The organism is Paucisalibacillus globulus DSM 18846, assembly GCF_000482485.1.
GTDB classification, from domain to species: Bacteria; Bacillota; Bacilli; order Bacillales; family Amphibacillaceae; genus Ornithinibacillus; species Ornithinibacillus globulus.
Map to the genome: position 1 here is coordinate 123,182 of NZ_KI519441.1, position 22,287 is coordinate 145,468.

Genomic DNA, 22,287 nt, shown 5'->3' on the forward strand with positions numbered 1-22,287 from the left:
AGTTAACTATGTGCCCAATCCAGTAGAACATGTGCCCAATCTAGCAAATCATGTACCCGTTGATCCGGCACATGAGCCCGATCCGTCTGAACATGTGCCCGGTGGTTCAGCTCATGTGCCCAATCCAGTAAATCATGTACCCGTTGATCCGACACATGAGCCCAATCCAGTAGACCATGTGCCTACCCTTGTGAACCCTGATGGCATAAAAATAAGGAGCACCTGAGCTCCTTATTTCATTCAATCAACCCTTCCCGTAATGCACGGGCAACGGCTTCTGTTCGATTTCTAGCATCCATTTTTTGCATAATAGCAGAAACATAGTCTCTAACCGTGTATTCACTTAAGTTTAAGAAACTTGCGGCTTCAGTGGTGGCATATCCTTCTGCCATTAATTGTAGTACTTCAATTTCTCTTGGTGAAAGTTTGATAGCTGATTTAGGTTCCTTTTCCTTTGCAGTAGAAAATTTTGCTAGTATTTCTCCTGCACTTTGGCCAAATTTAATTAAAGCAGAAAAGATTTCCTGTCCCACTTTAAAATGTTTGCCAGGACCTTGATCAAGAATGGCTGCACCTAATAGTTGATTGTTGGAGCTTAAGTAGATTGGTGCAATGATAACCGTTTGTAACTCAAATTGTTTAATATACTCATTCGGAAAACCAACCTTGGCATCCGCAATATATATAGGCTGCACATAATCTAAACTTTTTCCAAAAAGCTCTAAAATATGTAGGTTGTTCTGGATGATTGGGAGATTGCTAATATCTTCGGTGATATTTTGGATAGCTTTGTTATCGAGATGATGGCCGAATAGACCAAAGCCCATTTGTTCGTTAGCAGAATAGGAGAATAAGGCACATCGCTCGAACGGAAGATAATTTACAAAACCAGCAGAAATATTTTCAACTGCTTCATGGTGATTTTTTGAACGCATAATAGTTTCATTGAACATGATTACGGAGTCTTTCCATTGCTGATCTTGTTTCGTAACATGAAAGGATTCTTTTCCATTTTGAAAAACCTGTAGTGCATAGGAAACGAATGGGACGACATGGGTGCTGTCTTCTTTATGTACACAAATTAAAATCGTAATATCTTCATATGGGACTGGAAAAACAGCGAACTTTCTTTTTTCCTCTGGTGACATTTGATTTAATAGAAGCTCAGACAATCCGTAAATTGTACTTGCCTTTACATCATCATTTCCATGCAGCAAATCCTGGCTCATTTGATTAAACCACTTTTCAACGATAAATTGATGATTCCTCTTTAATACAATAGCGGTCCAAATGATAGGCAGTTGATTAGACGATACAAGGTTTTGTAAGAAGGTATCGATTGCGAAATACTGCTGATAGTCTTCCGTTAGAACATCCTCACTAATTTTAATGAACACGTATTGAATGGCTTGATGATGCTTATGGGAAAACGCTTCTTTTTGTTGGATTACCTTATGTACAGCGTTCTCTAGTAAGGTAATGATAAATTTATTTGTTTGAAAAGATAAAGTTAAGGCGTTTGAATTCGTTGAATTAGTGGTATGAAATAATTTATTAGTGAAGTATTGAATCGTATCTTCAATATTTTTTGGAAAATGATTTCTATTTAAGTTTAGGCGAGCTGATACAGTATTCCACTCTTCTATGACCGCTTCCTTATGACGTTGAATTAGATGTAGCCCGTTTTGGAAAATGGTATTCATTTGTTCATTCAATGTATAGGTCATAATTACACCCCTTTCTAATTCATTTTAAAAACACAGTTTACTTAAAGAATATTCATACAAGCCAAAGATTATCCCATCTGTGGAAAATGAATCACTATTCAAAAAAAGAAGTTCGATAGACTACCTAAATTCAAAGGGAGTCCAAGCTAATAACTCGCTAAGTATTGTGATAATTAGGGAAAAGGGACTAGAGGCCCTTATGAAAAAAGCCTATATTTGTAGGGTTTTATTATAGAAAATTCTGAATTATAATAGAGGCAATATTTTGTTTAACCCTATCGTAACATTCCATAAATGAAAGCGGTATCACAATGAGGTAGGAGGTATGATAATTAATAGTAGAATTTTATTAATAATACCATATCTTTTGAGTTTAGCAACAGTTATTTCAAAGCTTTTGAATCAGTAAAAATAACGTTAAGAGGTGGTTATCTTGAAAAAGGAAAAGAAAATAATTGTAGGAAAAACAATGAAGAAGAAATTCTTTATTGCAATGATGACTGGATTTTTAGCTTTTGGTAGTTTAATAGCAGCATTAGGATTTTCTGGAACAGCTTTTGCCTTACCACTTGGAGGTATCGGTGACTTCTATGTAGAGTTTGATGAACTAAAAGGTACCAACTTTCAGCTTTTGCCACATGTAGGGGAAACAGGGAACTCAGATGCAGAGCCAATGGTTCGAAATAAAATGGATGAAGTTGTCATAACAAATTTACACATCTACAAAGATCTTGAGCTACCCGGAATTGGGTGGGTACGGTTCCATATTCGATCCACTGGTCCAACGAATATTACTGGCCTCATTCATGATGCACGATTAATTGAGGCAGATTTAAGTTTCAATGAGTTAGCAATTCAAGAAAAGAATACGGATGAATTTTCTCAAAACTGGTCTCAAAATGCGGCAACAATTAATATTAAGGACGCTAAGATTGTAACAGACTACTTATTCCAATCGGTGGTTAGTTTGGAAGGAGCAAAGATTTCGGCTGAAAGAATTGATGGACCAGATATGACTACATTCCCAGGAAGTGGAAAGTAATATTCGTAAAAAATGAGGTGAATTGTCATGAAGCGAAAGGAAAGAAAGGTACATGAAAAGTTAGGAAAACAAGATAGGAAGTTTGAAAGAATTATGGAGGGAAGCAAATTTCAGCAATGGAGAAGCGGACGTCCTTTTTGGGGAGCGACACTTACAGTACTAGCTGGACTTATGATACTTTATATTCCCTTGCATCTATATGCTATTGCCTTTATTCCTGGCAGTCTAGTCTTTGTTGGATTCATCTTTGGCGGACTTGTGCTAATTATTGGCATATGTGAATATTTTTATCCACAGCTATCAACCTTTTTTGGAATAGCCACGATATTTCTATCCGTCCTGTCAATCATGGGGGCATTGGGTGGCTTTTTAATTGGTACTACGATTGGAATTGTCGCGGGGGCTCTCAATATTGCTTGGGATAAAGAAGAGATTGATAGAGACACATGGGAACGTAATCGCAAACAAAAGAAATTGGAACAGGTGAATGAGGCTGTTTAAAGGAGAGTCTGGTAAACGAGGGGAATTTTAAATGAAAACCAAACAAAATCGCAAAGTGTCCGTTAGTTTGATTTTTATATTAGTCATAGCCATGATACTTACTCCAGTTAGTCAGATTTTTGCTAGTAATAATTCATCAGTGGACACATCCAGTAATAGTGGTGGATTTATTATCGAAACGGTAAAAGTAGATGGTTCAATGGATTTAGTTGGTGCATTGACTGGCAATATTACGATATATGAAGGAGAAATTCATGGTCTGACGATAACAAAGGTGATGGAAAGAGGGAATGGTCTGGAGCCATTAGTCGTACGAATTTCTTCGCCAGGGCCAATCCCTGTCAAAAACTTAAATGCAAAAACAATAAATAACGAGTTACCAAACATAGGTGGGCTTTGTAAACCAAGCCAGCTTGGAAGAATTTGCATGGAAAATGTTGTTATGAATGTGGAGGAACAATTTGTAGAAACCATTTCCCTAACGAACGCGAATATTTATACATGTTATTTAAGTGAATGTGATGCACTTCCTACCTATAACTCGTCAATTAGCCCAGAGCAGGTAGAAGAGCTTTTAAATGGAAACAATGATGAATCTGAGCAAGAGCTTCAGGAGATTGTTGATCAAATTGAAAAACAAGAAAAGTATGTTGAACAATTAGATGGACTGTTAACTAGCGTATCAGACATGTTAAATGAACTTTCAAATCAAGAATATGTTGGGAAAATACAGGATGTTATTAAAGAAGTTGAACATGCTGTGGAAAATAATTTAGGATTGGATGAACTTATGCCAACTGTTCAAGATTTATCGGCAACATTAGAGTTTATGAAGTCCCAACTCCTTACTGCAATTGGCTTGCTAGATGAAGGGGGAACGGTTGTAGAGGAAGTAGATAATAGTATGTCATCTATCGAAAAAATCTTACTAGAGAAAGTAAAGAAAAGGGAAGAGCAAAATCTTCTCCAGGAGCAACTTGGGGAATATGTTGTTATAGCTGAGTTGGCTAAAAAGCAAAAAGCAGGCGATGAAGTTGAATATTCTCTGGATGAATTAGAAGGGGATAAAAAAGTTGATGATGAACTTCAAGCATTAGTTGATCGTTTCGATAATCTGAAAACCATTTTTGTAGAGAAAAAGAAGTGGTTTGAAGAATTAACCGCAGAATATGAAGCATTAAATTCAGAGTATGAAAAAGCGGAAAAAGATGTTAATGGATTAAAAGAATTACTCGAACAACTTGGATTAGAATCGGATAAGGAGGTTACAGATGATGGGATTTTAGATTCAGTCAAAGATCCTGTGGAAGAGAATGTCCTAGATCCAGTGAAAGACAAGGTGGTAGATCCGATCTTAGATCCAGTTGAAGAGAATATTCTTGATCCTATAAAAGAGGAAGTTGCCGATCCTATTCTAGATCCAGTGAAAGATAATATCCTTGATCCCGTTGAAGAGGCTGTGTTAGAACCAATTCTTGATCCGATTACTGGTAAACTATTAGACCCGGTTACAGGAGAGGTTATTGATTTGATTCTTGACCCTGTCTCGATAAAATTATTAGACCCGATTACAGGAAAAATTGTTATACCAATATGGAATCCATTTACAGGAAAAATAATTAACCCGCTAACAGGGGAAGTCGTGGAGAAAGTATTCAATAAGGACACAGGTGAATTATTGGATCCATATAAAGATAGCATATTAAAAAAGATATTGGAGAAGATTTTCGGGTCCAATTAATTGGTGACATAAAGAAATCCTCACAGAGTATATAGCAGCCAAAAAGTTATATTTTCTTACTTTAATAATGGTAGCTGCACCAATGTGAGGGTTAATTATTCAGCATATTAGGGCCATGCCTACAATACTCAAGTTCCTATTAGTTAGGGCAATCTAGCACCACGTGAAGCAGTATATAGGGAATACCATTCCTCTCGAGTCATAAGTTCTGCCTGCCTTATCGCATCTTGACACTTTTGTATTCTCTCTGGGTTAGTTGTACCGATAACAGGTTGAATCATAGCTGGATGACGCATTAACCAGCCAAGCACAATGGCTTCTGTGGAGGTTTCTTTTTCCAATGCTAATTTCTTCACCAGTTCTATGGTAGCGAGCTCCGATTCGGATGGATTTTCAATGGTGCGACCGGAATATATCCCATTTGCTAATGGTGCCCATGCTTGAATTTGTACATCGGCTAAGCGACAATATTCCATTGTCCCATCTGGAAAGTTCACACCTGTACCTTCTTGTTGATTTACTAAAATACCTTGCTCTAGCCAATCAATATGTTTTAGGCTCATATTCAGTTGGTTAACAATCATAGGTTCAGAACAATAAGCATTCAAAAATTGAATTTGAGAAGCACTCATGTTAGAAACCCCAAAGTGATTAACTTTACCTGTCTTCTTTAACGTTTCAAATGCCTCTGCCACTTCTTCTGGTTCCATCAACGGGTCTGGACGATGTAATAGGAGAATATCTAAATACTCCGTGTTCAGCCTTTTCAGGATCCCATCCACTGAATCCAAGATATAATTTTTTGAAAAGTCATATCGACCTGGATTTTTGTCATCGGCAAATCGAATACCGCATTTTGATTGAAGTACGATGTCTTTTCTTAGTTCTGGCCGTGATTTTAAGATTTCACCAAATACTTTTTCTGCTTTTCCTATCGTGTAAATATCCGCATGATCAAACATCGTAATCCCATTTGATAATGCTGCATCAATTGCCTTTTCTGCTTTTAGGATATCCTCTTTTATGTAAGTGGCTTGATCCCAGCCACCACCAAATCCCATACAGCCTAGTACAAGGCGGCTTGTAGTAATTCCCCTTTTTTCAATAGGCATTACATTCATGTTCGTTCCTCCTAAATCATCGTATATTTTATCGCAGGTTAACTGGCTGTAAGACCCTAAACGAGAGGAATTCGAGTGAAATTCAAGAATTATAAGTGGGGGATCAACAGCCAGTAAAAGCTAAGGTTCGTTCAACTAACAATCAGTGGGGGAAGTACAAAAACCCCCACTGATTGAAGTTTCACTTTATTACTTTAAGTTATAAATAGTAAGGCTAATCTAGAACGACTTTACCTTAAGTATTAATAGGTGCCACAAGTTCTACTTTTAATCTATCAGGGTCCTCAAAATACACAGCATAATGATTATCTCCCCCAGCAAATGGATGAGCTTTTGAATAAAGAATGGATATTCCTCGTTCTTTTAATTTTTCTGTCATTTCATCAACGTGTTGACGAGAACTTGCATGAAACGCCAGATGATTAAGACCTACTCGGCATCTATGATAGGGAATATCTAAAAACCTATCCTCTGTTTGTACAAAAACAATGTATGTATGATTGATTTTCCAACTTTGCCCATTTTCCCATTCTTGAAAAGAAGTATATCCTAATTCTTCAAGAAACCAACCCCAAAAATGTTTTGTCCGATTAATATCTGACACATATAGTTCAATGTGATGAATCAACCCTTTTGTCATTATATGTTCCTCCACTTTATTGCTAGATAGTTCTTTCACAATACTAACATAATCTTAAAGTGATAAAATTAATACGCTCCGGAAATATACTCCGCTTTTACTTTCGAGCACAGGGGCGACATCTGCTCGAAAGAACCGTCGCAGTGTCTACCTTGCCATGGGCTCACCGATGCCTATCCTCCCATAGGACAAGGAACGCTTCGGTAGCGAATCATCGCACGCAGAAAAAGTGTACTTCTTTTTCAAGGAGTCTCCGTATATTTCCGGAGCTAGTATGATGATTCATTCAGATTTTTGACTTAAATCTTTAGTTATGTCCCAACCTCCTATTTATTTCTTGCTTAAATACTTTTACTTAATATTTCTCCTGGCAAACCGTCTATTTCACAAATTTTTTCTGATATAAATCCCTGGTTGATTAATATTTTTCTGGAAGGAATATTTTCTGGGTCAATGATTGCTTTTAGTATCTTTACATTTGATTGATTTGCAATGTTGATTAATCTTTTGGCTATCTCAGTTCCGTAACCCATCCCCCAGTATTCTGGCAATATCATATAGCCAATTTCAGCTTCATCCATATTATCTTCATGTAAAGTTAGATGCCCAAGTCCGATGAAATGATTCTCACAATCCATAATTTTATAGGAACCATATCTATCATATTTTTTATTGCGTTTTAATAACTTTATATAGTTCGATTGCGCTTCATCATAAGGAATAGAACGCTCTGTGATTTGTGCCATAACCTTTTCATTGGACACTAGGCGAAAATAATAGTCAAAATCATTTTCTTGAAATTTTAATAATGTTAATTCCATTTTACTAGCTCCTATCCTCTTTTTGATGAAATGAGCTTTCGAAATATTCATCTTTATCTTATCATACTAAGCTATAAAACATTGAAAGATTTCCAAGATGATGATTTTGGGTGCTATTTATAGTCTTTCCTACTTTACCAAAGGAGACTAATGGCGTATATACAACGATTTAATGGTATTGCCACTAGTATCTGAACAATTAACTTGCTTGGTTTCAGGTGTTGGAAAGTATTCAACATTAAAGAAATGAAGCTACTATGAACGACTTGATTATGTGGGAATGTTTGATATAAAATTCAGAAATTTATGATATAATAAAATTAACTATATTTGTGACTTAACATAATATTTTATATAACTAAAGTAGAAGTGTTGGAAGAAGGAAAAATATATATTTTGTAGAAATATAATAGAAACGTTGGGAGAAGTATTTATCATGAACCTAAAGATAATTAAAAGTGTTAGAACTAATAATTTTAAAGACGAAGCTATCATGCAAAAGATTACAGATTTGTGGAAAGAGTCTTCGAGTATTTTAAAACACCAAGATGAGGTTACATATGGTTTGTATCATGGTTACGAGAGTGATTATAAGGGGGATTATACATTAAGCGTAGCAATAGAAAGTAGTGATAATGCATCTACAATTAATATTCCAAACACAACTAAATATGAGGTCTTTGAAGTAGATATATCAGATGAAAATGGAATACTTAACACTTGGAAGCAGATATGGGAACTAGAAAAGAATGCTTTTTTAAAGAGAGCTTATTCGTTTGATTTTGAAAGATATTATCCTAATGGTCAAATCGAGATTCATATAGCTACTAAATAGTTTACTATGTTTATTAAACGATAAAGTACTTTGTATAAGAAGATTCAATTTATTGTGCAGTCACAGCAGGATTGTTTAATTTGCAAAAGGTATAAGATTTGAGGGGATATAATGTTTCACTTCCAAGAGAATAATATTACTGTTTTTCAAAGTTCATTGTATATGACTTCTACATCAATAATTCAATCTAATGAGGTCATTGTCATGACCGATCCTAATTGGCTACCTGGTGAAATCCAGGAAATTAGAAGATTCATAAATAAGCAATTGGGCAATAGGGATCTGTATATCATTTATACCCACAGTGATTTTGACCATATTATAGGCTCTGGAGCATTTCCGGAAGCAAAAGTAATCGCATCAGAAGAATTTATAAATAATCCAAATAAAGCAGAAATTGTTCGAAAAATTTATGAATTTGACCAAGGATACTACTTAGAAAGAAATTATGTTCCTACTTATCCAGAAGTTGATATACCAATTGTTAATAATGGAGAAAGTATTAAATTAGGGGACTTATCCTTAACTTTTTATAAAGCTCCTGGACATACAAATGATAGTTTATTTACTATCATAGAACCGTACGGGGTATTCCTCTCAGGTGATTATCTATCTGATGTGGAATTTCCTTTCATATTCAGTAACTATCAGGATTATGTAAATACTATAGAAACAGCTTCTTATATTATAAAAAATTTCGATATCAAATATCACATACCTGGTCATGGTTCCACCACGAAAGTAAAACAGGAAATGATAAATAGAATAAAATTTTCAAAGGATTATTTACAGCAACTAATTAATGATGATGGGGATTTAGAAAGCAAATGTCAGAATAAGTTTCGTTTTTTTGATGGAATGAAAAGCATTCATTACGATAATAAGAAATTAGTGAAAGAAGAAAGTTTTTAATGAACAAATTATTGCATTTACTGGTTCTTTAGTTGAAGAAGCCTATATTACGAAGTAGAACTTCCGAGCATTCTGGAAGTTCTACTTTTTTTATAATTTTAACATTGCCTATTGATTTAAAATAGTTGTTAAAGCAGTTTCTATATCTGTCGTTGGCTGTTTACAAGCAAAATTTTCACAGACATAGATTGTGGATTTATTGTCTTGTTTTTTATAATCAGCAGCAAAGGGTACTACTTTTTTAAATTGTTCGGGATTCTTTGCGACAAGTAATGCTATATCGGGTGTGAAACTTTCTTGAAGCATATTTCTTACCTTGTCCCATGATTGATCTTCTTCATATAAAATAACTAACTCTTTTGTCGGATTCTCAGTAAGCAAAAGGCTCTGGATGAAAAATGCCCCTGCTGATGGCTGTATATTGATATCCTCATAAAACGTATAGTACATTTCTTCTGCTCTATCTAAATATTCCGTTTCTCCAGTTAAGTGCCCCATCTGAACAAGCACAACTGCTGCAACGCTATTTCCAGAAGGAGTAGCACCATCATAGATTTCCTTATCATTGGAGATAAGCTTTTCATTATCCTTACCACTAAAGAAAAAACCACCATGATCTACGTCCCAAAAAAGATCAATCATCTCGTTTGTAAAATGCTTAGCTCTTTCCAGATAATCCAAGTTAAAGGTTGTTTGATATAACTCCATATACGCCCAGATGAGAAAAACATAATCATCCAGATAGGCTTTATATTTGGTCTCACCGTCTCTATAACGGGCCATTAATCTATTGTTCATGATGAGTTTTGAGTCGATAAATTGAACGGCTTTTTCAGCCATTGCCAAATAATCTTTAGAATGAAAAACTTTGCTAGCTTTTGCTAATCCAGCAATCATCATCGCATTCCATGAGGTTAGAATTTTGTCATCGACATGCGGATAAATTCTTTTTTCACGCTCCACTAAGAGTTTTTGTCTTGCTCCTTCCAATAGCTCACGTAATTCATTCCGTGTCAAATCGAACTCTTCTGCAACACTTTCTAAACTAGCTTTGATTAGGTTCGGGATATTTTTTCCTTCAAAGTTACCGTAAGGGGTGATACCATAAGCAGTTGTATAGATTTCGCCTAAGTCCTCACCAAGTATTTCGTATATTTCCTCATCTTCCCACACATAATATTTTCCCTCAACACCTTCTGAGTCTGCATCAATAGCAGAATAAAAAGCCCCGTCATCACTAGTCATTTCTCGCTTTACAAATTCAATAATCTGTTCAGCGATTTGTTTATAGACAGGCTTCTTTGTGATTTGATAACACTCCGTGTATACCATTAGTAAAAGAGCATTATCATAAAGCATTTTCTCAAAATGTGGAACAAGCCACTTTTCATCTGTCGAATATCTAGCAAATCCATAGCCAATATGGTCCCAAATACCACCTGCGGCCATATGTTGTAACGAACTTTCCACCATTTTTAATGCGGCCGTTTTACCAGTAAAATGATAATAACGAAGTAGGAACATTAAATTTTGAGGCTGAGGAAACTTCGGAGCCTCCCAGAAACCACCATATGTAAAATCAAATCCTCGGCCTAATTGTTGGAAAGCTTTGTCAGTTGTATCTTTAGATAAACGGTTCTTACTTTTTTCGCGTGTAGTATTGTCTAATGCATGTTGGACACTTTCCGTTACTTCAGATATATGTTCAGGATCAGTTGTGTACTTGTTATGTAGTTGTTCTAAAGCTTCCATTAATCCAGGTCTTCCATACTTACTTTCTTTTGGAAAATAAGTTCCAGCATAAAATGGGACTTTATCTGGTGTCATGAATATAGTGAGAGGCCAACCACCATGTCCTGCCATCATTTGGCACACTTTCATGTAGATGGAGTCGATATCCGGTCGTTCTTCACGATCTACTTTTATCGAGATATAGTGGTCGTTTAAAATCTTAGCAACTTCTTCATCTTCAAATGATTCATGGGCCATGACGTGGCACCAATGACAAGTCGAGTAGCCGATTGAGAGGAAGATGGGTTTATCCTCTTGTTTCGCTTTTTCAAATGCATCTTCTCCCCATGGAAACCAGTTAACGGGATTATTTGCATGTTGTAATAAATATGGTGATTTTTCAGTGATTAATTTATTGGGTGTCCTTTTATTTGTCATAGGGAATCACACCTTCTTTCTACTTATTATACTTTACCATAAGAATCCAATTATGCTACGTAAGCCTACCTAGTTATAGTAGAACTTAACTAATTTAAACCTCGAAAGTATACAAATAATCTTCCCAAATAATACGCTATTGTTTCATGTGAATTTACATTTGCAAAAAAAGTCAGAAAAATCTATTGACATTTGGATTTACAAATCGTATTATAATTACAAATAGGTGATTTGGATTTACAAATCGATTTAAAATACAAAAATAAAGGTGATGATTTAAATGAATAAAAAAAATGAATTAGAAAAACAAGTTATGGAAATTAATTGGGAACAACAAAAAGTGCTTTCCAATCCCCTAAGGTCACGAATAGTAGCTTATCTCTATGAAAAATCCATGACACCTAAGCAAGTAGCAGACTTAGTTGGGAAAAACCCTGGAACGGTTTACTACCATATTCAACAGCTTTTCAAGCACGATATTCTAGAAGTTGAAAGTGTTAGTACGGAAAAGGGGATAGTCGAGAAATATTACAGAGCAAAAGCAAATGTATATAAAAATCCGGAGCAGGTAAATCCTCCTGGGCAAGTTGATGGAGGAACCACACAGATTTATTTATCAAAAAAACTTGTAGCCCAGTTAAGCGAAGAGATAAATGACCTTTTCTTTAAATATGGACACTTATCACATAAAGAAAAGGATTCAGAGGAACAATCACCATATTCAATTGAATTTCTTATAAAAGAATCGAACGAGGAGGAGTAATAATGATGAAAAAAAAGAAATCATTTATGATAGAAAGAAATTTTTTACTATTAATGACGGGCGTTTTTATTAATGAGATTGGAAGTGGAATTTACTTAATTGCAGGAATGCTGCTTGTATTAAATTTAAGTGGAAGTGTATTCTTCTCTGGTTTAGCTGTTTTTGCGATAAGTTCAGCTGGCGCTATGTCGTTTTTAATTGCCCCTTTAGCTAATTACGCTAAATATAAACATAGTTTAGTATACGGTAACCTTATAAAAGCGATTATCTTACTCACCATTCCGTTATTACACTACACAATCGGATTAAATATTTGGTATGTCATTAGTTTGTTATTTATCGTTGCTTTATTGACACAATACACGTATCCAATTGAATCAACAGTACTACCAATTATTGTAGGCAAAGATAATGTGGTGGAGGCAAATTCCTTTTTACAAACGATTCGTGAAGCAATGAACATTGCTTTTCTTGCAGGAGCAGGTATTATTATTACATTCATTGGGACGATACCAGCCATCTCTATTACTGCGGTCTGTCTATTATTAGTAAGCCTCTTGTATACATTCTTTAATTTCCAACAACCGGACATTACAAGAGATAATCATGCCTCTATGGAATCGGCGGCTAAGACTTATATCATTGATCTCAAGGCGGGTTTTAACTATATTAGAAATTCCTTAATTCCTAAAATGATTTTTTCTATTGTTTTTATCAACATTGCAATGGTCATCATGACAACCAATTTACCTGCATTTTCTCTCATGAAGGGTAGTGGCATAGAAGCCGCGTATGGATTTTATTTAGCAGCCATGTCTTTTGGAATGATGATCGGTGCGATTATTTCTTCTAAGCTAAAGCAAATCAATTTTGGAAAATTAATTATCATTACCTTTTTTGGTACAGGTATAGTATGGATGGGTAGTGCAACTTTACCGTTAATCCCATCTATTATTTTATACGGTGCAGGTGCAATCTCGATTGGAGTACTTAACATCTTTGTATTTTCAGCCATTCAGAAACAAGTGGAGACACATTTCATAGGTAGAGTAGTCACGTTGTTAACTAGTACAGCGGCTTTGGGTATGCCTATAGGTGCTCTGATTGGTGGATTTATAGGTGAAACCTTCTCACCAGTAATTTCTGTTATGATCTGTAGTATTTCAATGATGATTTTCAGCATTTTTTGGTTGAGTAGTTCTGTTTTACGTAAACTACCTGAAATTGATCGTGTGAAGCTGTTTAATAGTAGTAGTGCGGCTTAATTGGATATAAACAATATAGACACAACTTTTCATAGGATTTCTTACTAGTGGCATTCAGACGATGATAATTAAGACGGGATTTATTTTTCATTGACGTTTAGACCAAAACCTGATAACATTCTTCTATTATAAAAAAATGATAAACCTTGTATAAGTTCAAGAATATGGCTTGAACGTTTCTACTAAGCTACCATAAATAGCTTGTCTACAAGGAATGGAAAAAATAGTAAATATTTTTAAATTCCTCTGTAGATAAAACTTTGGCTAGCTTGTAGTCAAAGTTTTTTTGTAGTTAGGAAAGTATAATAAACTTTCCGCCGACATAAGAAAAGCTAACACATTCGTAAAAGGACGAGCGAATGATTCGTTCAACTAACAATCAGTGGGGGAATAAGGGAACGCAGACTAAGACCGCCACGTCCTTATGTCTTCGTCTGCATGACCTACATCCTGTAGGCCTAAAACCCCCAACTGATTGAAGTTTCACTTTATCTGAAATTCTTTCTTTAACATCATAGAAGAGGAGAACAAACATCATGAAAAATTTTTTTAAGTTTACGGAACACAATACGTCCTTTAAACAAGAATCATTAGCAGGACTGACAACGTTCTTATCTGTAGCATATATTTTAGTTGTAAACCCACTTATCCTTAGTCAAGCGGGAATGGATAGGGGAGCTGTATTTACAGCAACAGCTCTTACTGCTATTATCGGTACACTACTTATTGGTTTACTTGCAAACTACCCAATCGCAATTGCCCCAAGTATGGGATTAAATTCATTTTTTACCTTTTCTGTATGTATTGGAATGGGAATAAAGTGGGAAGTGGCTTTGACTGGTGTTTTTATTGCAGGAATTATATTTATGTTACTAAGTTTAATGAAAATCCGGGAAAAGATTATTACTGTTATTCCACCAGATTTAAAACATGCGATAGCAGCTGGAATTGGATTTTTCATCACATTTATCGGATTAAAGAATGCTGGAATTATTATTTCTAACCCAGACACATTTGTTACGATAGGAAACCTAACCTCACCTGCAACTGGACTGGCTATAATTGGTCTTATCATCACAGTAATTATGTTAGTACGCGGAATTAATGGTGGGATTTTCTATGGAATGGTAATCACAACGATCATAGGGATGATTGTTGGATTAATTAAGGTTCCCTCTAAGTTAATTGGAAGTATACCTAGTATGGAACCAACATTCGGGGTCGTATTCTCACACTTAAATGAAATTTTCACCCCGGAAATATTGGCGGTTATCTTCACTTTTCTATTTGTGGCCTTTTTTGATACGGCTGGTGCATTAATCGGTCTTACTAGTCAGGCAGGAATGATGAAAGATAACAAGATTCCAAATATAGGAAGAGCGTTACTTGCAGATTCTTCTGCTGGTGCAGTCGGAGCGATTCTAGGAACATCCACTCCTGCAACGAGTGTTGAATCATCCGCTGGTATTGCAGTTGGGGGCAGAACTGGATTCACTTCGGTCATTATTGCTGCTTGTTTTGCAATTGCTTTATTCTTTTCTCCAATACTTGCGGTTATTACTTTGGAAGTTACCGCACCCGCTTTAATAATAGTAGGTGCCTTAATGGCGATGGAGATAAGTAAAATAAACTGGAATAAGCTTGAAATCGTTATTCCATCCTTTTTAACGATAATTATGATGCCCCTCACTTCTAGTGTGGCTACGGGCATTGCATTTGGTTTTGTTCTTTATCCACTTTGCTTAATTGTACAAAAGCGTTTTAAAGAAATTCACCCAATTATGTACGTACTTGGTTTATTGTTTATCTTATATTTTGTTTTTGTTGCCTAGCTTTAGGTTAACGTTAGGTAAGAAAAATTAGGACAGATTCTTTCTCTTAGAATTTGTCCTAATTTTTGTTTAGATCCTATAGTGCTTAAAAGAGGTTAAAAGAAGGACAGAGGGGGAGCAAGATGCGATTAAAAATTAATGTGCTTCATTTTCGAATCCTAGTTTTCGAGCCATTGTATAGAATGTTGATATAGCTTCTTGAAAAGCAGTTTGAACCTCTTTTTTATCTACAACGGTTTCAAAATCTGTATTAACTCCTATGAAGTTTCCACCAAATAATGCAACTTTCTCCATAAATGTTTTTACTTCTGTTGATTGACTAATTTCAGCATCCATATAGGAATATACCCGTAATGAATGTTCATTTGCACAAAACTTTTCAAACAAGTTAGAGCGGATCTGATCATTTTTTGTTGTGTGACGTTTCAAGTTTTCCATGCTGTTTATCGTGTTTTTACTTTGTTTTACAATTATTTCTGCAGTGTTTGTCATGTCCATAATCTGATTCCCTTTCATAAATTATTCTATTAGCATAATGATATCACAGAAGATATATTGAATTAGGGTAGAAGGATTTTAAAAAACTTTGGCTAATTGCCGAGGAATAATATTATAATTGATTCATGTATGCTAATCCTGTAAACAAGGTGATTAATAAATGTGCTTTATAAATATAACTACCCAAAACTAGGGGAAGACTGCCAACGTTAGTGATACTGTACATACACTTACTATTGGAAGGTGGAGGCAATCTGTCTTACAGTGGTCAACACAATGAAACAAAATTGATCGTGGTCCGGATATACAGATGAAAGATGCTGTATGGAAGTAGGAAATAGAAGTAATCGCTATACAGAATATGGCGGTGAATTTGTCACTAGTACAGTAAAGCCTAAGACTTACATAGTCAATGTGAGGAAAACAAAACTGAACCCTTTCTTCTAGATTTCAATCTAAATCTAGGAGGATATGTTTTGGGTAGAAAAGAAGAAAATACTAGTTTTATTTGTGAGAATTGTAGTAATTATGTCATGCCATTAACTAATGGAAGTTATCGGAACCATTGTCCACATTGCTTGTATTCCAAACATTTGGATGACAAGCCAGGTGATAGAAGTTCAAGTTGTGGTGGTTTAATGAAACCTATCGATATTTCATACCATGCTAAAAAAGGTTATCAAATCATTCATCAATGCTTAAAATGCAAAAGGATAAAGAAAAACAAAGTAGCTGAGAACAGTGTTCAACCTGATAATGTTATTAACTATTATCAAAATCTAATGTAAAATCAAGCAGGATTTGCATACATACTTACTAATCCCCGTTACATGAAAATATTGTAACGGGGATTAGTTTTCAAGCGATAGTGAGGATCATTTTGAATTTTAAAAGAAAGTTATTTGAATTACTGAATTCTATGGAATGCTTATAGCTCTTTTAATCTCTCCTTCGCTTGCTCATCCCCTTTTAATGCTGCTCTCTTGTACCAATTCTTTGCCTTTTTCAAATTAACGGTTGTTCCTATGCCATTCTCATAACAAAGCCCAAGATTAAATTCCCCATAAGAGTCACCACTCTCAGCAGCCATTTGATACCAAGAAATAGCTTCTTCTCCTCTTCCATTCTCCACGGCTTCATGGCCAAGGCGATTCGCAGCAAACACATCCCCAGCATGTGCAGATTTTATAAACCATTCTCTTGATTCCTCTAAATCTACTATAGTCCCAACACCATTTTCATACATATAGCCTAATGTATACATTGCTTCGGGTACCTCTTTTTCAGCAGCCAGTTTAAAAATTTTAAGTGCCTTTTTCTCATCTTTTTCTACATACTCTCCGCGTAAATACATATCTGCAAAATTATTTAAGGCATCCGCATGACCCTTTTCCGCAGCAGATTTATAACAATAATACGTTTTCTCTAGATCCTGTTCTACAACTTTACCCATAAAATAATAATTACCTAGCATGTATAGGGCATCGGCGTTACCAACCGTAGCGGATAATTTAAACCAGTCAAAAGCCCATTCATCTTGATTAATCGATTGATAGAAATGTCCAAGTTCTAATTGAGCATCAAAATTACCAACTACCGCCCCACTATAAAGTTCGGTTACTTCGTTTAATTCATCATCTTCCAAGAAAATCACAGCTGAATCAGTGGAAGGATGTATGATTTCCATCAAAATAATCGTTAAATCGCGCAATAGTATGGGTTGATACTTCTCATGGAAGGTAGCTACTTGTTTTAATTGGTTATATAAAATAGTAATATCGTCTGGCAACATAGTGTGAGGTGGCACGCATTCTTCTAAAATTTGAGTTAAATTATCTATCGACATATCTTCCTCGATTAATTTCGTAACTAGTTCAGCAGAATGGTGATACCCCATATGATGTAGTTCCTTATGCAAGTGATTCATTTCCACTTGTATGACACCTTCTATCAAAATTTTTCTAAAGTATCTCATATTTAGCTTTGGGGTGCACGTTTGTAACTCTCGTTTTTGATAGTTTAGTAAGTATAAAAACTATTTTCATGTATAGAAAATACAAACAATTTAGTAAAGGCTGATTATAAGTTACTTTAACAAATATTAATTATTCTTCCAGTTTCTTACTACTAGTGAAAATTAGAAACGTGGAAATACTAATGACTACATCGCTTACATAAAAATGATTCACTATCTTGCTATTTTTTAGAACTATTTCACTTCTTAAAAAGCCCTTTACGTTAGTTATAATTTATTTTAAAATGTTTAAGTCAACTACTTGAGAGTTTTCAGTTTATTTACGAAATTTAAACAACAGGAGGCTATTTCTTCAATGAAATCATATGATAAGGAGTCCATTCTAAAAACGATTCCTCAAAAAGGTTTTTTTGGTCATCCAAAAGGACTCTCAACGCTATTTTTTACTGAGTTCTGGGAACGATTCTCATACTATGGAATGCGAGCAATCTTACTATTCTATATGTACTATGAAGTCAAAGACGGTGGACTAGGCATTGACCAAACCACTGCGAACTCTATTATGGCAATATATGGTTCACTTGTATACATGTCTGGTATTATCGGTGGTTGGATTGCTGACCGAATACTAGGTACTGCTCGGACTGTATTCCATGGTGGAGTACTCATCATGGTCGGTCACCTTATTCTAGCTTTACCATTTGGTGCACCAGGTTTATTTATTTCTATGTTCTTTATCATTATTGGAACAGGATTGTTAAAACCAAACGTCGGTGGTATGGTTGGGGATCTTTACAGCATGAAAGACCCTCGCCGTGATTCTGGTTTTAGTATTTATTATATGGGTATCAACATGGGTGCATTTATTGCTCCATATATTGTTGGAACACTAGGTGAGGAAGTTAACTTCCATTTAGGATTTGGTGTTGCAGCAGTCGGTATGTTTGCTGGACTAGTTGTCTATGTTATTACTCGTAAGAAGTTTCTTGGATTAGCTGGTTCTGTTGTACCGAATCCATTAACGAAACCTGAAAAAGGTCGTATTACGAAGATTGTTCTTCTTGTACTTATTGTCTTAGGAATTGTTGGTTGGGCTGGAGTTTCTGGTGGATGGTTAACCGTTGAACGTGTTATCTTTTCTATTAGTATTCTAGGAATTATTATTCCAACTGTATACTTTATTTTTATGTATCGTAGTCCAAAAACAACGAAAGATGAAAAATCTCGTCTACTTGCATATATTCCGTTGTTTGTAGCAGCTATGGTTTTCTGGGCAATCGCAGAACAACAATCAAGTATCCTTGCTACTTTTGCAAATGAGCGTACAGACTTAAACTTTATGGGAATAGAGCTTAAAGCATCATGGTTCCAATCTCTTAACCCATTATTCATTATCATGTTCGCACCATTATTTGCAGGATTGTGGACGAAACTCGGGGACAAGCAACCATCTGTTGCACAAAAGTTCTCATTTGGTTTAGTATTTGCAGGTTTAGCCTTTATTGTGATGATGCTACCAGCTTATCTAAACGGTGGTACAGGAACATTAGTAAGTCCACTATGGCTAGTACTTTGTTTCTTCCTAATCGTAATGGGTGAATTACTAATCTCACCAGTTGGATTATCCGCTTCAACGAAACTTGCACCTGCAGCCTTTGCAGCACAGATGATGAGTTTATGGAATCTTTCCAACTCATCCGCACAAGCAATCAACGCACAGGTAGTACGTTTCTATACAGAAGAAACAGAAGTCATGTACTTCGGTGTCATTGGTGGTATCGCCATTTTACTTGGAATTATCTTATTTATGTATTCTCCAAAGTTGAAAGAATTTATGAAAGGCTTAAATTAAGCTTACCTGAAAAGCTGACTTCGAATTGGGATTTCCTGATTCGAAGTCAGCTTTTTTGCTTTTATCAGACAATGTTGCCGTAAAAGCTGTGAATCAGTCTAATAGAACGCGACTAAAAGACAAAGATCCCGAAAAAGCTGAAAGTCTGTCCAATAGAACGTATCTAAAAGACAAAGTTTCAATAAAAGCTGAAAGTCAGTCTAATAGAACCGTTCTAAAAGACAAAGTTGCCGAAAAAGCTGAAAGTCAGTCTAATAGAACCGTTCTAAAAGACAAAGTTGCCGAAAAAGCTGAAAGTCAGTCTAATAGAACCAATCTAAAAGACAAAGTTCCAGTAAAAGCTGTGATTCTGTCTAACAAAAAGAAAGAAATCTTCTAAGTCTGTAGAAAAACGAAAATTGGTAGTTTTTTCCTAGTGAATTAGTAATGAAAAAATAAAAACCTAGAGAGTGATTTAGTGCTAAATATTCAATTTTTGGAAAAATATGATATCCGATATAGCACTTTTCAAAATCTTAGGTATAATGGACGCAAGGTAATAAATTAATCATTTGGAGGTATGTCAATATGAGTAACATTCGCTTGAATCCTGATGAACTTGAAGGCTATGCAGCCAACTATTCTCGGAAAGCTGAAGACATCAACGGTACGATTGTAGAATTGACGCAACTAACAACTAACTTAGGAGACCTTTGGGAAGGGGAAGCGTTTCAGGCTTTCTTTGATCAATTTGAGGAACTAAAGCCATCATTCCTAAGTATGGTAGAATTGCTTCAAAAAATTGACCAACAATTAGTATCTACTGCAGGTGCATTAAGAGACGCAGATACTAATGTCGCAGGCCAAATCCGAGCATAAGGAATAGCTTACGGCGTAAAAAGGATAGTGCCTCGGATAACGAAGGCACTATCCTTTTTTAGTTGGTAGGAAAGTATAAAAATTTTCCACATGTATAAAAAAACTAACGCATTCGCTTTGTACAAGAGCGAATGCGGGTTTTTCTAATTTCTAAAATTTTTTTCATAGGGATGAAGTTAATGTATATACAAATAACGGTTGGAATGAAAAACTATGGCCAAACACCGATTGAACTTAGGTTATCAGACCAACATTCTATAAAAAAATTAATAAGTATTGCTTGGCAAACAACAAATATTCCAGTAAAACCTCGGGAAGGATTTTGGATAAAAGTTGTCAATAAAGACCGGGTTTACAATGGATCAAAAACGTTAGAAGAATGTGGGATTTTAACTGGTGATAAAGTTGAAATCCTATAATTTTGTAATATAAATGATTCTTTAGTAATGGAACGAGAGGCATATAGAACGTGGGGGAAGGATGTGGTAACTTTTGTCGAAACCAAGAGATGATAACTATTTAGAAAAGCTAACTGGAGCCAGGATGGTTCGTGATGATGAAAAAGTGGAGATTATTTTTTATCGGGCAAGGATTAGATTAAGAGATAAGCTAGAAATAAATCTATTAAAATCGATTCATCCTGATTTTACAAGAGACTTTACGATCAATGATGACCAATTAATTATTCGTATTCATCCACCGAATTATTATCATGACTTTCATATCATCCATCAAACAAATAAGGAATCCAGATATAGATTCGCTTATAACATTATTCAAGCCATACAAAATCAAACGATGAATCGGATTAAGCTCGTGGTTTGTCCGGAAAATATTATGTTCGACCAAGGTCACACCCCACATTTTTTACATTACGGGGTTCAAGAAAGTATACCACCTTACGAAAATGACTTGGAACGAACTTGGCAAGAGACCAAAGCAACAGTTGCAGCTTGTGTGGATGAAACATATAATTTTTCATCTTATTTATTACATTATGAAACGATTCCCCTATCACCTGTAACAAAGAAAATTATGGAAGCAGAGAACATAGAGCAATTGTTGCAGATAATGGAAGAAAATTTGAAACAGCTTGCAGAATATGAAAAAACAGTTGTACATATTCCTAAAAAGAGATGGACATTATCTCAATACATGATCTTATTTCTTGCATTGGCATTGATTCCTAGTGTCGTATACAGTATATCTGCTATCTTTTTTAAGATTCCACAGTCCGAGGCTTATGTAGAGGCAAATCGCTTCTTTTTACAAGATGAATACAGTTCAGTCATTTCTACATTGGAAAACTATGATGATCATGAAGACATGCCTTATGTTGTCCAGTATCAATTAGCTCACTCCTATCTTACATTGGAAAACTTGGATGAATTACAACGGGAAAATGTAATGAATACCATTACCTTACAGTCCAATCAGAATTATTTTAAATATTGGATTGATATTGGAAGAGAAAATTATGAAGAGGCAATTGATGTAGCTAGAATACTAGAATCAAGAGATTTGATTATGTATGGATTATTAAAAGAGCGTGAAGCAGTAAAAACTGATTCATCTTTAACTGGTGGAGAACGTGAAGAAAAAGTAAAGGCCATTAATAATGAACTTGCTGAATACCAAACGGAAATCGACGAAGAGAAGAAAGAAATGGAAGAACAAGAAGCGATGAAAGAAGATGAATCTGTTCCAGAAGATTCGGCAGATGAAGGGTAAGGGG

General features: G+C 35.3%; 22 protein-coding genes and 1 riboswitch. Of the genes, 14 read left to right on the plus strand and 8 right to left on the minus strand.

Annotated features, from left to right (window positions below):
• Positions 1 to 2: 2 nt before the first annotated feature.
• Together K332_RS24120 and K332_RS0121465 are read right to left on the minus strand one after the other, a co-directional pair.
• Positions 3 to 155, minus strand: a complete 153-nt coding sequence (locus K332_RS24120; protein ID WP_156914261.1) for a hypothetical protein — start codon at positions 153 to 155, stop codon at positions 3 to 5.
• 81 nt (positions 156 to 236) lie between these two features.
• Positions 237 to 1,727 carry a response regulator transcription factor gene (locus K332_RS0121465; protein WP_026909325.1) on the minus strand — a complete coding sequence of 497 codons (1,491 nt, stop codon included), beginning with the start codon at positions 1,725 to 1,727 and terminating at the stop codon, positions 237 to 239.
• A gap of 433 nt (positions 1,728 to 2,160) precedes the next feature.
• On the opposite strand from K332_RS0121465, the gene K332_RS0121470 reads away from it, so the two are divergent.
• The 3 genes from K332_RS0121470 to K332_RS0121480 are packed head-to-tail and all read left to right on the plus strand — an operon-like array spanning position 2,161 to position 5,011.
• Positions 2,161 to 2,769, plus strand: coding sequence for a DUF6230 family protein (locus tag K332_RS0121470; protein ID WP_026909326.1), 609 nt, complete (start codon positions 2,161 to 2,163; stop codon positions 2,767 to 2,769).
• Between the two features lie 27 nt (positions 2,770 to 2,796).
• Entirely contained in the window at positions 2,797 to 3,270 is a 474-nt protein-coding gene (locus K332_RS0121475) for a DUF6114 domain-containing protein (RefSeq protein ID WP_051359580.1), read from the plus strand.
• 31 nt (positions 3,271 to 3,301) lie between these two features.
• Positions 3,302 to 5,011: a hypothetical protein gene (locus tag K332_RS0121480; RefSeq protein WP_026909328.1), complete on the plus strand. Its 1,710-nt coding sequence runs from the start codon at positions 3,302 to 3,304 to the stop codon at positions 5,009 to 5,011.
• A gap of 143 nt (positions 5,012 to 5,154) precedes the next feature.
• Here K332_RS0121480 and K332_RS0121485 read toward each other — a convergent pair whose 3' ends face one another.
• The 3 genes from K332_RS0121485 to K332_RS0121495 all read right to left on the minus strand — a co-directional run bounded on the left by K332_RS0121485 (position 5,155) and on the right by K332_RS0121495 (position 7,593).
• The gene (locus K332_RS0121485; protein WP_026909329.1) at positions 5,155 to 6,132 is read right to left on the minus strand and encodes an aldo/keto reductase; all 978 of its coding nucleotides are present in this window, start codon (positions 6,130 to 6,132) and stop codon (positions 5,155 to 5,157) included.
• A 235-nt stretch (positions 6,133 to 6,367) separates the two neighbouring features.
• A complete protein-coding gene (locus K332_RS0121490) occupies positions 6,368 to 6,772 on the minus strand; it encodes a VOC family protein (RefSeq protein ID WP_026909330.1) in 405 nt (134 codons plus the stop codon).
• A gap of 341 nt (positions 6,773 to 7,113) precedes the next feature.
• On the minus strand, positions 7,114 to 7,593 hold the full coding sequence (locus K332_RS0121495) for a GNAT family N-acetyltransferase (protein WP_026909331.1): 480 nt from the start codon (positions 7,591 to 7,593) through the stop codon (positions 7,114 to 7,116).
• Between the two features lie 436 nt (positions 7,594 to 8,029).
• Between K332_RS0121495 and K332_RS0121500 the strand changes: the two genes are divergently transcribed.
• Both K332_RS0121500 and K332_RS0121505 read left to right on the plus strand, forming a co-directional pair.
• Complete coding sequence (locus K332_RS0121500) at positions 8,030 to 8,428, plus strand: GyrI-like domain-containing protein (RefSeq protein ID WP_026909332.1); 399 nt, start codon at positions 8,030 to 8,032, stop codon at positions 8,426 to 8,428.
• Between the two features lie 111 nt (positions 8,429 to 8,539).
• A complete protein-coding gene (locus tag K332_RS0121505; protein WP_026909333.1) occupies positions 8,540 to 9,340 on the plus strand; it encodes an MBL fold metallo-hydrolase in 801 nt (266 codons plus the stop codon).
• A gap of 108 nt (positions 9,341 to 9,448) precedes the next feature.
• On the opposite strand, the gene K332_RS0121510 is transcribed toward K332_RS0121505, so the two are convergent.
• On the minus strand, positions 9,449 to 11,509 hold the full coding sequence (locus K332_RS0121510) for a thioredoxin domain-containing protein (protein WP_026909334.1): 2,061 nt from the start codon (positions 11,507 to 11,509) through the stop codon (positions 9,449 to 9,451).
• 280 nt (positions 11,510 to 11,789) lie between these two features.
• Here K332_RS0121510 and K332_RS0121515 point away from each other — a divergent pair, with 280 nt between their 5' ends.
• The 3 genes from K332_RS0121515 to K332_RS0121525 all read left to right on the plus strand — a co-directional run bounded on the left by K332_RS0121515 (position 11,790) and on the right by K332_RS0121525 (position 15,369).
• Positions 11,790 to 12,272 carry an ArsR/SmtB family transcription factor gene (locus tag K332_RS0121515; RefSeq protein ID WP_026909335.1) on the plus strand — a complete coding sequence of 161 codons (483 nt, stop codon included), beginning with the start codon at positions 11,790 to 11,792 and terminating at the stop codon, positions 12,270 to 12,272.
• Positions 12,273 to 12,274: 2 nt separating this feature from the next.
• Positions 12,275 to 13,537 (plus strand): MFS transporter, encoded by a 1,263-nt coding sequence (locus K332_RS0121520; RefSeq protein ID WP_245604789.1) that lies wholly within the window; start codon positions 12,275 to 12,277, stop codon positions 13,535 to 13,537.
• 126 nt (positions 13,538 to 13,663) lie between these two features.
• Positions 13,664 to 13,765, plus strand: a riboswitch (purine riboswitch).
• Positions 13,766 to 14,073: 308 nt separating this feature from the next.
• Entirely contained in the window at positions 14,074 to 15,369 is a 1,296-nt protein-coding gene (locus K332_RS0121525) for an NCS2 family permease (protein WP_026909337.1), read from the plus strand.
• A 135-nt stretch (positions 15,370 to 15,504) separates the two neighbouring features.
• Here K332_RS0121525 and K332_RS0121530 read toward each other — a convergent pair whose 3' ends face one another.
• The gene (locus K332_RS0121530) at positions 15,505 to 15,867 is read right to left on the minus strand and encodes a hypothetical protein (protein ID WP_026909338.1); all 363 of its coding nucleotides are present in this window, start codon (positions 15,865 to 15,867) and stop codon (positions 15,505 to 15,507) included.
• 476 nt (positions 15,868 to 16,343) lie between these two features.
• Between K332_RS0121530 and K332_RS0121535 the strand changes: the two genes are divergently transcribed.
• Positions 16,344 to 16,655 (plus strand): RNHCP domain-containing protein, encoded by a 312-nt coding sequence (locus K332_RS0121535; protein ID WP_026909339.1) that lies wholly within the window; start codon positions 16,344 to 16,346, stop codon positions 16,653 to 16,655.
• 140 nt (positions 16,656 to 16,795) lie between these two features.
• On the opposite strand, the gene K332_RS0121540 is transcribed toward K332_RS0121535, so the two are convergent.
• A complete protein-coding gene (locus K332_RS0121540; protein WP_156914266.1) occupies positions 16,796 to 17,794 on the minus strand; it encodes a tetratricopeptide repeat protein in 999 nt (332 codons plus the stop codon).
• 403 nt (positions 17,795 to 18,197) lie between these two features.
• Here K332_RS0121540 and K332_RS0121545 point away from each other — a divergent pair, with 403 nt between their 5' ends.
• The 5 genes from K332_RS0121545 (at position 18,198) to essB (ending at position 22,283) form a co-directional block, all read left to right on the plus strand.
• A complete protein-coding gene (locus tag K332_RS0121545) occupies positions 18,198 to 19,694 on the plus strand; it encodes a peptide MFS transporter (RefSeq protein ID WP_026909341.1) in 1,497 nt (498 codons plus the stop codon).
• 25 nt (positions 19,695 to 19,719) lie between these two features.
• Positions 19,720 to 20,073, plus strand: a complete 354-nt coding sequence (locus tag K332_RS0121550) for a hypothetical protein (RefSeq protein WP_156914262.1) — start codon at positions 19,720 to 19,722, stop codon at positions 20,071 to 20,073.
• Positions 20,074 to 20,261: 188 nt separating this feature from the next.
• A complete protein-coding gene (locus K332_RS0121555) occupies positions 20,262 to 20,552 on the plus strand; it encodes a WXG100 family type VII secretion target (protein WP_026909343.1) in 291 nt (96 codons plus the stop codon).
• 179 nt (positions 20,553 to 20,731) lie between these two features.
• Positions 20,732 to 20,971 (plus strand): ESX secretion system protein YukD, encoded by a 240-nt coding sequence (gene yukD, locus K332_RS0121560; RefSeq protein ID WP_026909344.1) that lies wholly within the window; start codon positions 20,732 to 20,734, stop codon positions 20,969 to 20,971.
• 73 nt (positions 20,972 to 21,044) lie between these two features.
• Positions 21,045 to 22,283, plus strand: coding sequence for a type VII secretion protein EssB (gene essB, locus K332_RS23125; RefSeq protein ID WP_051359581.1), 1,239 nt, complete (start codon positions 21,045 to 21,047; stop codon positions 22,281 to 22,283).
• Positions 22,284 to 22,287: the final 4 nt, after the last annotated feature.